The 14,881-nt window shown below is 31.9% G+C and carries 9 protein-coding genes; all 9 read right to left on the bottom strand.

All coding sequences use genetic code 11. The features are described 5' to 3' along the window. Positions 1 to 142 precede the first annotated feature (142 nt). The 9 genes from RMO53_RS11615 to RMO53_RS11575 all read right to left on the bottom strand — a co-directional run bounded on the left by RMO53_RS11615 (position 143) and on the right by RMO53_RS11575 (position 14,574). Positions 143 to 958 (bottom strand): hypothetical protein, encoded by an 816-nt coding sequence (locus tag RMO53_RS11615; protein ID WP_310380862.1) that lies wholly within the window; start codon positions 956 to 958, stop codon positions 143 to 145. Positions 959 to 1,155: 197 nt separating this feature from the next. Then, complete coding sequence (locus RMO53_RS11610; RefSeq protein ID WP_310380859.1) at positions 1,156 to 1,716, bottom strand: hypothetical protein; 561 nt, start codon at positions 1,714 to 1,716, stop codon at positions 1,156 to 1,158. A 69-nt stretch (positions 1,717 to 1,785) separates the two neighbouring features. Beyond that, entirely contained in the window at positions 1,786 to 1,971 is a 186-nt protein-coding gene (locus RMO53_RS11605) for a hypothetical protein (RefSeq protein ID WP_310380854.1), read from the bottom strand. Positions 1,972 to 2,109: 138 nt separating this feature from the next. Then, entirely contained in the window at positions 2,110 to 4,617 is a 2,508-nt protein-coding gene (locus RMO53_RS11600) for a DUF4268 domain-containing protein (protein ID WP_310380851.1), read from the bottom strand. Between the two features lie 5 nt (positions 4,618 to 4,622). Next, entirely contained in the window at positions 4,623 to 8,378 is a 3,756-nt protein-coding gene (locus RMO53_RS11595; protein ID WP_310380849.1) for an Eco57I restriction-modification methylase domain-containing protein, read from the bottom strand. Positions 8,379 to 8,738: 360 nt separating this feature from the next. After that, complete coding sequence (locus RMO53_RS11590; RefSeq protein ID WP_310380846.1) at positions 8,739 to 10,898, bottom strand: TonB-dependent receptor domain-containing protein; 2,160 nt, start codon at positions 10,896 to 10,898, stop codon at positions 8,739 to 8,741. Positions 10,899 to 11,524: 626 nt separating this feature from the next. After that, a complete protein-coding gene (locus RMO53_RS11585) occupies positions 11,525 to 12,448 on the bottom strand; it encodes a sugar kinase (RefSeq protein ID WP_310380843.1) in 924 nt (307 codons plus the stop codon). A 6-nt stretch (positions 12,449 to 12,454) separates the two neighbouring features. Further along, on the bottom strand, positions 12,455 to 13,462 hold the full coding sequence (locus RMO53_RS11580; protein ID WP_310380840.1) for an SPFH domain-containing protein: 1,008 nt from the start codon (positions 13,460 to 13,462) through the stop codon (positions 12,455 to 12,457). A 209-nt stretch (positions 13,463 to 13,671) separates the two neighbouring features. Next, positions 13,672 to 14,574, bottom strand: a complete 903-nt coding sequence (locus RMO53_RS11575) for a hypothetical protein (protein ID WP_310380837.1) — start codon at positions 14,572 to 14,574, stop codon at positions 13,672 to 13,674. Positions 14,575 to 14,881: the final 307 nt, after the last annotated feature.

Raw genomic sequence — 14,881 nt, 5'->3', positions numbered from 1 at the left:
ACAACGTCTCGTGGCTTGGCGTCAGTTGGGGATTTGGTTAGCCAAATGTATCGATTAAAAAACCAACTTCCAAGTACAAAACCAACTTTAAAGTTCGCCTAAAACCCCAATTGCGCCAAACCGCTGTTGTGTGCTGTTTTTTTTATTCATTTGGACAATCGTAAAATCCTTCTTTTATTTTAAGTATCATTTTACGTTCTATTTTCTTTTGTTGTTTTACATATTTTCGAGAAAATCCACTTATATATGTATCAAATAAGACTGTATCTAAATCAACTTTATAACAATCTTTAGTTGTAACTAAAATTTCAATTTTTCTTGGAATTCTAAATCCCGAAATAACTAATTTTTCACCCACGTTTACTTCAATTTCAAATTTACCATCCTTATCAGTAAATGTTTTTCTTTCTGTTCCTTTTATCTCAATATTTACTCCCACGACTGGAACTTTAGTTTTTGTGTATTGTGAGTTATCTAATATAAAACCTTTGATTTTCTTAAATTTTATTTCTTCTTTTTTGAAATTTATTTTTATTGGTTTTGTAAAGTCATATATATTTGTATTCAAACTATCAATTATGTATTCGATACCATTTCTTTTTATGTGGTAAATTTTTTGTCCTTTGGCTTTTATATGAATATTTTCTGTTTTTTCACGTCGTCTAATTAATGCATCTAATTCGTCATCATTATTAATCAATATAATTTCGTTTTGGTCACTCAAAAATGATTTTCTATCAAAGAATTTTTGTGCAGGAATATTCCTCAAACCATTAAAAATTACGATTGGCTTATTTTGAGATTTTATGTAAATATTTTTAAAAAAAGTTTCATCGTTAATGTTGGGATTCTCATTTTTTATCAAGATTACATCATTAAAAATTGAATCTCGAATATTTTGCGAAAATGAATTTTGGTATAATAATAATAGTATAATTAAAGTTGATTTTATTTTCATTAATTCTAATTTAAATAATTTTCTTTCAGTTTTCTGTCGCTCGAAAATAGCACACAACGTCCCGCTGCTTCAAGATGCTTGCGGATTTAGAAGCAGAGTATTTTTGGCTGGGTGGATTTATGATGATAGCACGTAATTCCACTAAATCCGCAAGTATATTGAAACAGCTGTTGGTGGTTCGGCTTTTTGGTTATCATCTATTCAGGTTTCGTTTCTCCACCTTTGAAGTGAGAAGCATTTTTTAAATTATTCATTATGATAGTATCTTTTTTGTTGTCCGTTTTAAGAATTTTGGTGTCTAGGGAACTTTTAGTTCCTGTTATCGGTTCTTTTTTAGGAGTTGTTGCAGGTGTGGCTATTTCAGAATGGCTTTTCTCGTAAATAACTCCAGAGATAAAGCTAATTACAATTGTAAGTAAGTATTTTACTAATTCAATTTTAATGTCTTTTGACTGGATTAGAGTTTGCTTCATTGCAAAATCCAATTTACATTTCTGAAGCCAATTTAACTTTAAGTAAATTAAAGATGGTTTTTTATAACCTCCAAAATATTTTAAAAAGTAATTTGAATTACCAAGAGAATTTTTAGTGTCGATTATTTTTTCAAGTACATAATCTTCACTATGCTCTTTGATGTTTGAAATAAAATCGAAAGAACCTGTATCAGTTATGTCTAATTCGTAAATTTTTCCATTTGAAATTATTAAACTACAATTGATAATTTCATTTTTATATTTTAATTTACCGAATACACGCATATTTTTTTGGTTTTGTTATCTCGGAAAATTAATATTTAATTAATTTAAAATAAATTATTATGAAAAATATTATTCTGTTTCTTTTCGGTCGCTCGAAGCTGACCACCAACGGTTTCGGGCTTGGCGAAGGTGGCGATTTTCACCACAAATGTTGATGCGGAGAACCAATGTTTGTTTAACCACAAATGTGTCTGCGGAGCACTGAACCGCCACTTTTGCCAAACCCGTGTTAGTGGCTGCCCTTCTTTCGGTCAACGGTCTGTCGTGTCGAGTTTGGACTGTCCTTGTGCGGTTGGGCAGGCATACTCTTTTGCAAGCTTTGGTCTGTGCGTTGGCTTGTGCGGCTTGCAAATGTGTATGACTGCGAAGGGTCGGCATTGTTGTCTGTTTGTGTTATTTTAAATTTTTAATAAACGGTCGTATTGCACTTTCAAACTTTGGTAAATAGTCAAGGAAAAACTGATTCATTCTTTCCCAATGGTTGTCATTAAATAGATTTACGTCTTGTAACTCAAATTTAACTCTACTCATTTTATTGTCTGCCAATTCTTCCCATTCTAAAGGATTACCAAATGCCTGTTCAATAGCTTCTTTACTCTTCATTAATTTTTTGAAGTAGGCTTTGTTCTTTTCTTTGCTTGAAGTCGAAATACCTAATTCAATACGGATATGTGATTTTGTTATTATTAAAGTGTAAGCTAAACCACCAATTCCTGCACCTGTGCTTAACCAATGGTCTTTTGATGGACTTACATTCTCGAATAAATTTGTATGATTCAAAAGAGGTAAAATCTGTTGCCAATATTTTTTTCTGATTCCAAAACGATTCGGTTCTGTTTCACTGTCTGTACTTGACAAATATTTGATTAACAATTCATCTTCCATTTCAAACAAGGCAAGTAACTTTTTCAAAATGGCGAATTTAGAATTGCTGTCTATGTTTGATTCTATATACCAACCATTAATAACTTCTTGCGATGCTCTGAAATCAGAAGCGTTTCTCGTTATTTTAAAAACATCTTGATTGCTTAATAATAATTGAGAGTTCTTTTCGTAAAGATTTCTAATTACATAAAAATACATTTGGGCAACTGTATCTTCTTCAACTTTTGTGTTTTCAAAAATAAAGTATTCAAGTTTTTTATGAGTTGGACTTTCAGCATCAAAAATATTTTGCTCTTCCGATTCATCACTTTCGGTAATCTCCACATCTGGAAACTCCCATATTTTCAAGAAGCGGTCATAAATAATATTCAACCTTTCTTCATATTTTGTAACATTCCAAGTGTCTATTGATTTCAAAAAGGAATTTAACCACAATCTACTGAATTGATAGCCTTGTTCATTGCCATCAATATTCATTTCCTTTTTTGCCAAAAATGATTTGTTGCCTAATGCTCCGTTGTTGCCCGAAAGTGTCAGATTTCCTATGGTATTTAAATGCTTTTCTTTGAAAACAAAATACTCTTCTGATGGTAAATCTGTATTCCAATTTTCATTCGGATTTCTTGGAAAGATGTGTTCAATAGTAATTTGTTCGTTGCTGGTATTTACATATTCTCGGTTGTTGTAATTCTCCAACATTTCAAACAAATAGTTTCTATTTTTGGGTTGGGTGTTATACAAATCCTTGTCCTTCAAAGCAGTTTTTAAATCTTCATTGCTTGGAAATTTTGCACTTCCTTTCTTTTTTATTAAAGCCTTTGCAATTGAATCATAATATTCTTCTGTATCTACTTCTGAATACAGTGTCATAAATATTTTGTTTAATGAACTGGTTGGCAAGCCTACAATAAACCTACGCCAAGCATAGCTTTGAATCAATTTTAAAACTTTAATCAATTCATCTTTTGCAAGCAATCCGTTTTCGGTGTCTTCAAATACTTGGAGCAAAAAAGGATATGCTACATTTATTTCTAATCGATTAATGTATTCTAATTCCTTTTTGATGCTTCCGTCTGCAACGGTTGTAGGATTAACAAACTTTTTATAATGAATGGATAACGATTTTATGTTTTCGAGTTCCTGATGATAGGCTTCATCTTTTTTGTTAGCGTAAAGACTTTTAAATTCTGCGTAAACTTTATTTTTATTGGGTATTTTTTTGTTGCGTAGTGTCAGGTAATCTCTAATGTAATCTGATACTAAAGAACTTTGCTTTACTAAATCTTTTGCATTTTCTTCAATAGGATTCCAAATGGTTTCAAAAATTCTGTTTTGGTCTTTTGGTGGCAAGTCCATTAAAATAAAATTCCGTATTAAATCAGATTGGGATAAATCTAAACCTGTGGAGTTCAAACTTTCAAAAATTCGTTGTGGGTCGTCTTTGTCTCTTTCTAAAGATATTTCAACAAAAATTAACCGATTTAAACCTCTTAAAATTAATTCAAAAGTATCATCTGTAATTGCACCTCTAAAGTAGTTGTAGTTCTCTGTAACATTTGAAAAGGCACTTGATTCGCTGTCGGTGCCAAGCATAATTGCTTTAAAGGCCAATGAATTGGTATCAGTCTGTTTTAGCTTTAGTTTGCTCGATTCATTCTTAACATACTGATTGGTTAAAAACATATTGTATAAACGTTCAGCATCCTGTGCATTACCGTTTTCTTTGGCGAAGCGGTACAATGCCACATACAAAATATTAATGGTTGTTAAACGCTGTTGACCATCTATGATAACCAATTCTTTTACTTCGCTGGTGCTGTAAGTGCCTTCGTGTACAAATACAATACTTCCTATAAAATGGGTTCCTCTGTCTTCTGTTTCTACCGATATAATATCGTTGAGCAGTTCTTTACATTCGGTATTTGTCCAATCATAGTTTCGTTGATATACAGGAATTACAAATTGCACATTAGGTGCTTGTAAAAAGTTATTTATCTGTAATTCGTTTGCTTTCATCTGTTTTATTTTGTGCTATTTTCTATTATAGAAATTTCTTCTTCTGTAAGGTTGTAAAGTTGGTAAACTAATTGGTCTATTTTATACTCAAGGTCAGTCGTTGTTAATTGTAGATTGCTTTTTTTACTTTTCAAAATTTGATTTACAAGATTCTGAATTTCTTTTTCTTGGTCTTCTGAAGGCTGTTTTATAGGCAATAATTCTATTTTATATTTTTTCCATCTGTTTGTCCCCATTCCTGTTGTTGTGCCAATTAAGTTAAAATACCATTCAGAAACTTTTGAATTTAGAATAGCCAATAGAAATTTTAGTTTTTCACCTGTCATCAAAAAAGTTGTTGCTTCTGCAAAATACTTTTTATCGTCATAAGCAAATTTGGGTTTATCAGATATTTCGCCCCATATTATTTTTTCCTTTTCAAAATCTTCTAGATAAGCACAATTTCTAAGATTAGACCAATGGTCACCCATATCAGAACGCATTTCTACTTTAGGCAAAAAGGATTTTAAATGTTCATATATTGTTGGATATTCTATCTCTGAGTCAACCCTTTTTAATCCGATTGATTTGATTCCATTGTGTGTGTTTATTAAGTAAATATTCTCAAAGGAATAAGAATATTTTTTTAAATCTCTACCTCGAATGATGGGCTTAATTATATCAGAATTTTTTTCATTGGCTGCAATGAGTTCATTTTTCTTTTTTTCATCAATAATGAACGCTTCGTTATAACCCGTCTTTAATCCAAAGTTTATTCTAACATTAAAGTCTTTCAATAGTATTGCTCCACTTTCAATTTTACTTTTTAATAAACCAACAGATTGATTTCCTATAAACCATTCAGATGTTTGAGGTGGTGTAAACTGAAATTTATTACTTTCAAAATATTCACTTAGAGAATTCCCAAACGAATACTCTTTTGATAAATTAACTACAGGAAACGAACTTAGGTGAATTGCTTTTTGAAGTGTAATGATATTTGACTCTACTGTAGCTTCTTCGAATATTTGAACATCTTCAATATTTAGAAGTGCAATTGGCTGTAAATTATTTAAGAAATAATTTTTCAATAATTCACCATAGATAGCCCTTAACCACGAATTTGAAGTAATATAAGTTAAGAATCCAAATGGTTTCAGAATATTGCCTCCTAATTCATAAAACAAACAATATATATCTGCTCCTTTAGAATATGTTAGAAATCCCGCTTTTGAAAAATATTCTGATTGTTCTTTCACTTTCGATAACGAAAAATATGGCGGATTTCCAATTACAACATCAAAGCCTATAAAGTCGCCTTCATCATTCAGCACTTCGGGAAATTCAAATCGCCATTCAAAAGCGTTTTCAAATATCTTGTTAGCTTTTATTTCTTCTATTTCTGTTTCTAACTTTTTGGTTTCTTCGGTTAGTTGTGATACTTTTTTATTCCAGTCAGCCTTTTCCTTTTTGCCCATTTCAAAAAGTTGTGTCTGTTTGGTCATTGTAAACAAGTCGCCCGATATTTTGCGTAGCTTCTTTACTTTAGGGTCGTTCAAAGAAATTTCACTTCTGAAATCCGATTTAATGTCGGCAATCAGTTTTTCCATTTCTCTTTTTTGTTCCTTGCTTTCTGCATTGCGGTAAGTGTCAACTGCTATTCGATAACTATCAATTGACCATTTGCTTTTTTTGAGAGCTTGTTTTAAATCGGCATCAATGGCAAATCGGCTTACTAAAGAGTTTCCACATTTTATATTGATGTCAATATTGGGAAGTGTTTCTAATTCTGTTGAATTTTTGTAATAAGCGTTTTTTAATAATTCAATCCACAATCTCAAACGGCAAATTTTTACAGAGTTTTGGTTAATGTCCACTCCAAAAAGGCAATTTTCAATAATGGTTTGCTTCTCGTGAAAAAGTGTTTCTTGTATTCGCTGACTTTCTTTATTTGTAGGGTTGTAGTCGAATAGTTCGCCTTCTTCGTCTGTTACAATAAGTTCATCATTTACAACTTCAACTTGATATTCTTTAAGTCTCTTTCCTGTGCGGTCTTGCAATATTTTCAAGTCGTTTTTTACAGCAATCATTTCATTGAGTGCCGAAACTAAAAAGTGGCCAGAACCTACGGCTGGGTCGCAAATTTTAATACTGTTTACGATGTCGTTGGCTTCTTTGCGGTCTTCAATTTTGTCGTAAAGTTCTTCAACAGTTGAGCAATTCCACTTTTTTGTTTCGTTGAATTTCTGAACTACCGATTTGCGAATAGTTTCACGACACATATACATCGTGATGAAACCCGGAGTAAAGAAAGAACCATCTTTATATCCGTTTATTTTCTCGAAGATTAAGCCAAGAACAGAAGCGTTTATTAGTGATTTATTATCTTCTTGAATTTCTTCTGAACCTTCGCTTGTAAAGTCGTAAGCGTTTAAGAAGTCAAATAAATATTCTAAGGTTGTTAAATTACCTGTGCGTTTTTTTCCTTGGTCGTTTTTGAGAACGGTTGATGAAATAACTGGAATTGTTTTATCATCTTTTAAATTGCTGATGAATAAAGTTACTTGTTCAATTTCAGTCGGCTCAAATAGCGAACTATTTAAGTAAGGCACTTTTTCAAATGCCTTTTTTACATCTTGGTTTCTATCGTCATACTTACGAGCCAACACTTGAAAAAACAAACTGTTTAGGTCGTCATAGTTTTTGATTTTGTCTAAACTTAAAAAAGAATACGATTTGTTGCCCTTGTGATATGTGATAAGTTGGGCTTCTAATAACTTCAAAAACAAAATTCTGTTTATCCAAGTAATGCTTAATTCAAGTCCTACATTGAATAAGCGTTCTTGTTGTGTGTTTCCAAATTGGCTTGGTCTGTCCAATCGGTTTATCTTGTCTAAGCTGTCAAGCTGGATGATTGCATCTTCAAGAATACTTCCCGAATTTCTTTCTCCTTCTTTGTTTCGTTCAATTAGCTTTTTGCTTCCTTCCTTAGTTTCTGTCAAACCAATGATGTGTAATAACTCGCTATAAAATCTTTTGTCAAGGCTGTTGCTGTCGTTGGTGAACGGAAGTTTTAAAAGATGCTCCGCTGAAAGAAGTTTGAATAAAGCAATGAGTTTGTTGTCGTCTGCCTTGTCAGCGTTGCGAAGTGGTTTTTGATATTCTTGTAAATCGAAGTAGGTAAATTCAATTTCAGTTTTTATGTCGGCAATGAAAGGTTCTGCAATTTGTTTGTAGAAAAAATCAGTTTTGGTGTCTGCCAAACGTCCGCCTTCAAAGTCGTTGAATTGTTTTACAAGGTTTTTGTTTTGAGCAAAAAGCCTGTCGAATAGGGTAGCGTCAAAAATGAACCATTCGTTTATGTTGGTCGCAACAAGATGTTTTACTTCAAGATTTTTATGTGTTATTCTTTCTCGTAAGTAGTAAAGCACTAATTCCTGAAACGCTTTTGCGTTCAGTTTTTTAGTGGTTATCATTTCTGTTTTGTTGGTCGGCTTTTTTGCTTCAATGATTACACCAACTGAACTGCTGGCGTTGTTTCCATTATGAATAACAAGGTCGTTTCGACCTTTGGTATTTATAAAATGGTTTGGGTCGTAATATGTTTTCTTTAAAAAGTCAATGACAAGGTTTTTATGAAACTCTTCGCTTTCGGTGTCATTTGTCCTGTCGAGTAACTGGATAAGATTGGTCTTGAAACCTTCAATTTCAGTCCTGTTCGGCTTTACTTTTAAAAAGGCTTTGTTTAGTGCCTTTCTGGGTTTCAATTCTTTTAATTCCATCTACAATTTTATATTCTTTTTTCAGTCGGTTAAGATAAGTTTTAATGTCGAAACGATGTCAGTGCGTTGGCAAAAAAATGGCTCTTTTGGTTTTGCGAAGCGTTGGCTTGTGTGTCGGGCAAAACCAAATGTGCCATTTTGTGCGGTTGGCATTTCGGGTCATTTTTCTGTCGGTTTAATGTTGCTCTGTCGGTCGTCATAGGGTTGCCACTAACGTCTTGCTAGTAGGCGATGGTCGGGGTAAATAATCCTAATACTTCGGATAATCACTATTTTTCCAAATACAAAACCAACTTTCAGAAAGCCAAATCCCCGACTATTGCTTACTAGCTGTTGTGTGTAGTGCTAATATCCACACAGTTAAAGTCTTACTTTAATTCCTCCGTTCAATATAAATCCATCTGTTGGCGTATAGACTTCTCTAAATTGTGGATTTTGAATTGTTCCCGAATACATATTTTCCCATTTCGATTGTCGGCTATCCAAAAAGTTTTCAAGATTCAAAAATATGCTGAAATACTTGAATTTGTATTCTCCTGAAACTCCCATAACCCAATAATCCCTAACTTTTTCGTTGTTTGTCAAATACTGATTTCCAACATAAAAAACTTCGTAAGCAATTCGCAATTTTTCTTCCCATTCATACATTAAGTTTGCATTTATTCTGTGTTTTGCCGTTAATGGATTTACTGTTGAATTATTATCGAAATTCCTTTGTGCATCAATATAGGTGTAACCAATGTAACAGGAAACATCCTCAAAACGAAGTTTTACGTTTGTTTCAAAACCTTTGGTTTCTATATTTCCGTTGGCATTTTCAAAGGCATAATTTACCGTCAATGGAACCGGATTAAGAACCAACGGGTTTTTGATAATGGTATAAAAAAACATTTGATTAATGGCAAAACTTACCTCTTCAAAAAGGGTAGTTTTGTAATTGACATCTGCATTTAATCCGTAGGATTTTTCAGAGCTAACTTTTGAAAAGTCAAGTGAATTTATATTTTGAAATGCTTTTTCTTCGGTTTCTTCCGAGAAAATAGTAGGTGATTTGTAGCCTAAACCACCGCCAAATCTTGAAGATAATTTTTCGTTGATTTTATATAACAATGACAAACGAGGCAAAACAAAAACATTACTTCGGTTTGTAATGTCTAAACGTAAACCGCTTTCCAAAATAAATTTTTCAGTTATGTTCAGATTGTTTTGAGCAAAAATACCAAAGGCAACATTGTAATAATCTAATTTGTCAGCGACTAAATTAATTTGTTTGAAATTGTCCGAAACTAAATTTGCTCCTAAATTCCATTCTGATTTTTCGTTTTGGATTAGATAATTAGCTTCTGTAAAAGTGGCTATTTGTTGACCTTCAAAATTATACGTTTGTTTTTCTATTTTTCGGTTAAAATATCCAAGACTATTTTTAATTGTCAATATATTTTTATTGTCAAATGTTTTTTCAAACTTTGCCTGTGTCGAATATCGATTACTGTTATTTCGCTCAAAGAACGTATGCGTAGCATCTGATTTGTTGTCTATTACTTGCATATCTCCACCTATTCGGTTTTCAAATCCTGCGTTTGCACCAAAACTAAAAGTCGTTTTTTCGTTTGGATAATAAAAAATTTTTGGGTTTATTGTATATCTCTCGAATTTTGGTATATCCGAAAGCCCGTCATTATTTACGTCGGTTGCTTTTTGGGAATTACTTGAAGCATAAATTGTAAGTCCTGATTTCTTGTATTTTTCAGCATAAAAACCACTTAAATCCAACGCTTGTGTTTGATTTATGTTTGCCAAAAATGAAATTTCTCTTGTGTCGGTTGGTTCTTTTGTAATCAAGTTTATCAATCCCGCAATGGCTCCGCCACCATAAAGCGTTGAAGTGGAACCTTTGATAACTTCCACGCGTTTTAAATTCAAAGGAGGAATTTGCAAGATACTCAAACCACTTGCAAAACCCGAGTACAATGGAAATCCGTCCTGTAAAAGTTGCGTATATTTTCCGTCTAATCCTTGAATGCGAATACTCGCACTCCCCGAAACTTGAGAAGTTTGTTGTGTTTGAATTCCCGTGCTTTCGGTAAGCAACATTTTTATATTCCCTGGTTGCATTGAAGATTTTTCCTCTAATTCGCCCGAAGCAATCGCTTCAATTCGAGTTGGAGTATTTTTTATTGTTCGGCTACTTCTTGTTGAAGTAACTTTAACTTCTTCTAATTCTTCCGATGTTGATTCTAAAAATATTTCAATAGTTTCATTTTGAGGGAATAAAATATTTTTTTCAGTTTTTCGGTAACCAAAAGAATTGAAAACAATTGTTTGTTTGCCGTTGGGAATATTTTCAATAATGACAAAACCTTTTTCGTCAGAAGTTGAACCGTTTTGAGTTCCGCTTAGAAATACGGAAACGCTGTCAAGTGCTTCTTTTGTTTTTTCATCTTTGATGATTGCTTTAAAAGTATTTTGGGCTGTTGCTAAAAATGGAAATAGCAAAAGAATGAATATTATTTTTTTCATTTTGGAATTAAATAGAATTGTTCTGAAATAGTAAAACTGACAACTGTGTAGCAATTGCCTAAAAAAGTTAAATCAGAAAATCATCAAATCAAGAAAGAAGAATACAAAATAAAAAGCTTATCTCGTTTTGGAAAGAATGAATTTTTGTAAAATGAATTGTATTTCGTTGCAGGTAGAATTGCACTTAAATGGAATTGAATTGGCGTGTCACAATTAATGTCGCAATTCGGAATACTTTGTGTTACGCTGTTTGCAAAGGTTAGGTTACTACATTGTTGAATATAGGCGTGGCTTTCATTTTCAAAATTAGCCTGTTTCTCGGTATCCAAAAATTCAAATACTGTGTTGATATAACAACACGAAATCAGAATTAGAAGTAATATTTTAATGTATCCTTTCATTGTCGCAAATGTACAAACTATAATTTTGTTTTGTTGGCAATTTATGTGCTCTTTGTCGGTTGTCGGTTTTTTATGCGGTCTCGGGGCATTACACACAACGTCCCGCCGCTTTGAGATGGTGTGTGGTTCGTAACCTTTCAATTTTCGGCTTTGCAGAAAATATGATGCGAAACGGTAATTCCACTAAATCACACACTATATCAAAACGGCTGTTACCAGAGGTTTTTATTCTTTCAGCACTATTTTAGCAGTCTCTTTTGCTATTCCAATTGTCGCAATTGAGCCACTATTAAATCTCAAAAAATCGGATTCAATGCCATCACTAAATATAACTCCACTTGTCGGCATTAAAGATTCTATGGTTAGATTGTTTTGAGTTTTTATAATTCCAGATGTTATTCCAATTTGAGTTCTAACACTTTGAAAAGGTTCCCTAACCGCAAACAATAATTCGTTGTCTTTTAGTTTTGGTCTTTTTGGTTTTAAATTTTTCTCAAACATATTTGCAATACCATAGGACATATTAAAAATAGAACTCAACCAACCTGTTGAACCTGCTGGTGTAGAAACAATTAAACCGCTTGAAGATTGTTCCTCTATATTGTTGTTATACGTTATTTTATATTTTGCAGAAATATGTGTTGATGCCCCAATGAACAAGTCATTAAATGCTAAAAGACGTTGACCATCATTTAATTTTGCTTCTGCAAATCGCATAGTTTTTGAATTATATTTATTGGTAATTACATTTTCAACTCCACCAATAAAGTTCGAAATATCAAACGGTAATAAAACACCATCATATCTTTCTTTGTCTGGATTTACCGCAATAATTGGAATATTCTTTGAGTATTTTGCTGTATTTGCGACAAGCCCATCTTGTCCGATTACAATAATTAATTGATTTTCAGAAAATATAAATGACGGGACAAAATTTCTTTCGACGATTTTGTTTTTTATAACTTTTGAAAGTTGTATTTGTAATGATTGTAATGAATTTTGAAAAATTTCGTTTTCAATTTCGTAATCGTCAAAATTACCCCCAAGTCGTTCAATATAAAATTTCGCCTGTGCTTTTGTGTTAAAGCGTTCAATTAATAATTCAAGTCGTGTTTTATTCTTGACAATTATAGCATATTCGGTGCTCATCGTTTATTATTTCTCGTTTAATAAAGAATCTAATAAATCGGGACTAATATTTAAGTTGCCAATTTTATCAGCATTTTCTGCGAGTTGTCTAAATGCAAGCGAAATATTAAATTTAGGGTCAGGATTATTATTCAAAGCAGTTAAAATTTTCCAATCAATGTCTTTGTATGGTTTCAAAGTTGCTTCAATCACATATCCTTGAGTTTCGGCTTCTATTTTGTCATTTTCTGTTTTTTCTTCTATTAAAAGCTTTCTTTGATTTTCAACAGAAATATCTGCTTCAAGTTTCATTTCTCTTAACTTTCTGTCATTTTCCGCTTTTATAACTTCGGATTCCATTTTCTTCTCTGTAATTTGCTTTTGTTTTTCTTCAATTGCAATTTCAGTATTTAGTTCTGTTTCTTTAATTTTTCTTTCTTGTTCCACCGCAAAATTTCGTCTTTCGTAAATTGCTTGGTCAGCTTCCTGTTGTAATTTTTCTCTTGTTTCAGTTTCCAATGCTCTTGACATTTCAGGAGTTGCAGAAATCGCTAAAATATTTGCTCCCAAAATTTCTATTCCAAGCATATTTATTGCGGTAGAGTTTTTTAATCCTTCAATAATACTTTCTTCAATAGTTTTGGCTGAACGAATTGCATCTTTAAGTTTTATTCCGTGAATAAATGATGAAGTCGCTGTCTGTGCTTCATTAATTAGTCGTTGGTTTAGTTTTTCAATGTCATTCTTTTTATATTGTCCATTGTCTTGAACAGTAAAATCCAAAACATCAGATAAAGTTTTTGGATTTGTGATTTTATAACTTATTTGTCCTTGTATAGTTACAGATTGATAATCATTTGTTGACTCACTAAATATAAAGGGTAAATCATTACTTCCCATAGGAATTGCAACGATTGAACTATTTGGCGAAAAGTAGAAAAATGAAAGCCCTCGACCTTCTTTTTTGATGTTTCCATTTTTAAAATGTAAAACATAAGTCATTGCATCAAATTGTATGTGTTTAAATCCAAACATAATTTTTATTTCTATTTTAGGTTATTGTTAAATGCGGGTGTTTCTTAAAATCTCTGGTAACGTCTCTTGGCTTGGCGTCAGTTGGGAATTTGGTTAGCCAAATGTATAAATTAAAGACCAGACTTCCAAGTACAAAACCAACTTTAAAGTTTGCCTAAAACCCCAATTGCGCCAAACCGCTGTTAGTGGCAGTTTTTTTTCGTAAATTGTTATCTCCAAGTAACTTCTCTTAATTTATTTGCTATTTGTTTAGCATTTGTAATCTCATCTTTCTCCAAAAAGTCTCTTAAATCTTTATATCTATGTCCTTGTATTCCTCCGTGAGAAACTTTTTTAAAGTCGGTTTCATAAAACTCATTTTCAGGAAGTACATAGTATTTTAGTCCTGATTGCGTTTCACCCAATTCTGTTAATCCAATATGTAGTCTATCTATTTGGTATTGTGTATGTTTATTATTGCCACGAATAATTAATTCATTTGTTTTATGGTTATAATCAGCAATTATAATATTCTCAATTTCAGAAATAGATCTAACAGATTTCCAATTGTATAATCCGAAATATTTAAAGTTTTGACTATGCCAATTTATAGGGCAATAATATATTTTATGTTTCCTATTCCAATTATAAGAAAATCCTGTTGGTACAAATAATAGATTAAATTCTTCATTTGAAATTAAGTTACTTTCATAACAATAATTATTAAAATCTTCGTGAAGAAGTTTTAATTCCATATCATGAAAATTTTCATCAAAAATACCTTGCAAATTATCTAATAAATCGGCAAACAAAAGATTGTTAAACTGAATTTTAATTTCGGGATATATTTCTTTTAATCTTTTATTTATGTCAGCAACTTCGTTTTCATTAAATTTTTTAGAACTTAAATGCCACAATTGATTGTAGCAATTTTTATGAAATACAGCTCCATATTTCAACAATTTATTTTGAAATTCTTTATGATTTAACTTAGTTTCAATTAATATTTTAGATGGCTTAACTTCGATTTGTCCATCAATTATTCCATTTTCAACCCCAACTTGTTGGGAAAATATAGGTTGTGGAAAATATAATTGTTGTTTATTATCTTCGTTAAGTCTTTCAATAATCAATTTATAATAATTTACATTCAAGTCGTTAAGTCTTGAAAGCATTAGTAGAACATTATTTGTTACTGTATTTTCCTTTTGCGAATATTTTTGAAACTGACTAATTCTCATTATTTAGATTGTTTTCTTATTTTACGATTTTTTATTCGTTTCGTGTAGCTCGAAAATTGCCACTAACGTCTCGTGGCTTGGCGTCAGTTGGGGATTTGGTTAGCCAAAAGTATCGATTTAAGACCGAACTTCCAAGTACAAAACCAACTTTAAAGTTCGCCTAAAACCCCAATTGCGCCAAACCGCTGTTGTGCGTTCG

The sequence above is a fragment of the Flavobacterium sp. genome, assembly GCF_031409475.1.
Lineage (GTDB): Bacteria > Bacteroidota > Bacteroidia > Flavobacteriales > Flavobacteriaceae > Flavobacterium.
The sequence above is the reverse complement of the archived record's forward strand: the minus strand, read 5'-3'. Positions and strand labels throughout refer to the sequence as shown.

Excerpts from the sequence above, each read along its gene's own strand:
- RMO53_RS11615 (WP_310380862.1), bottom strand. The coding sequence starts at position 958 with ATGAAAATAAAATCAACTTTAATTATACTATTATTATTATACCAAAAT.
- RMO53_RS11610 (WP_310380859.1), bottom strand. The coding sequence starts at position 1,716 with ATGCGTGTATTCGGTAAATTAAAATATAAAAATGAAATTATCAATTGT.
- RMO53_RS11600 (WP_310380851.1), bottom strand. The coding sequence starts at position 4,617 with ATGAAAGCAAACGAATTACAGATAAATAACTTTTTACAAGCACCTAAT.
- RMO53_RS11595 (WP_310380849.1), bottom strand. The coding sequence starts at position 8,378 with ATGGAATTAAAAGAATTGAAACCCAGAAAGGCACTAAACAAAGCCTTT.
- RMO53_RS11590 (WP_310380846.1), bottom strand. The coding sequence starts at position 10,898 with ATGAAAAAAATAATATTCATTCTTTTGCTATTTCCATTTTTAGCAACA.
- RMO53_RS11585 (WP_310380843.1), bottom strand. The coding sequence starts at position 12,448 with ATGAGCACCGAATATGCTATAATTGTCAAGAATAAAACACGACTTGAA.
- RMO53_RS11580 (WP_310380840.1), bottom strand. The coding sequence starts at position 13,462 with ATGTTTGGATTTAAACACATACAATTTGATGCAATGACTTATGTTTTA.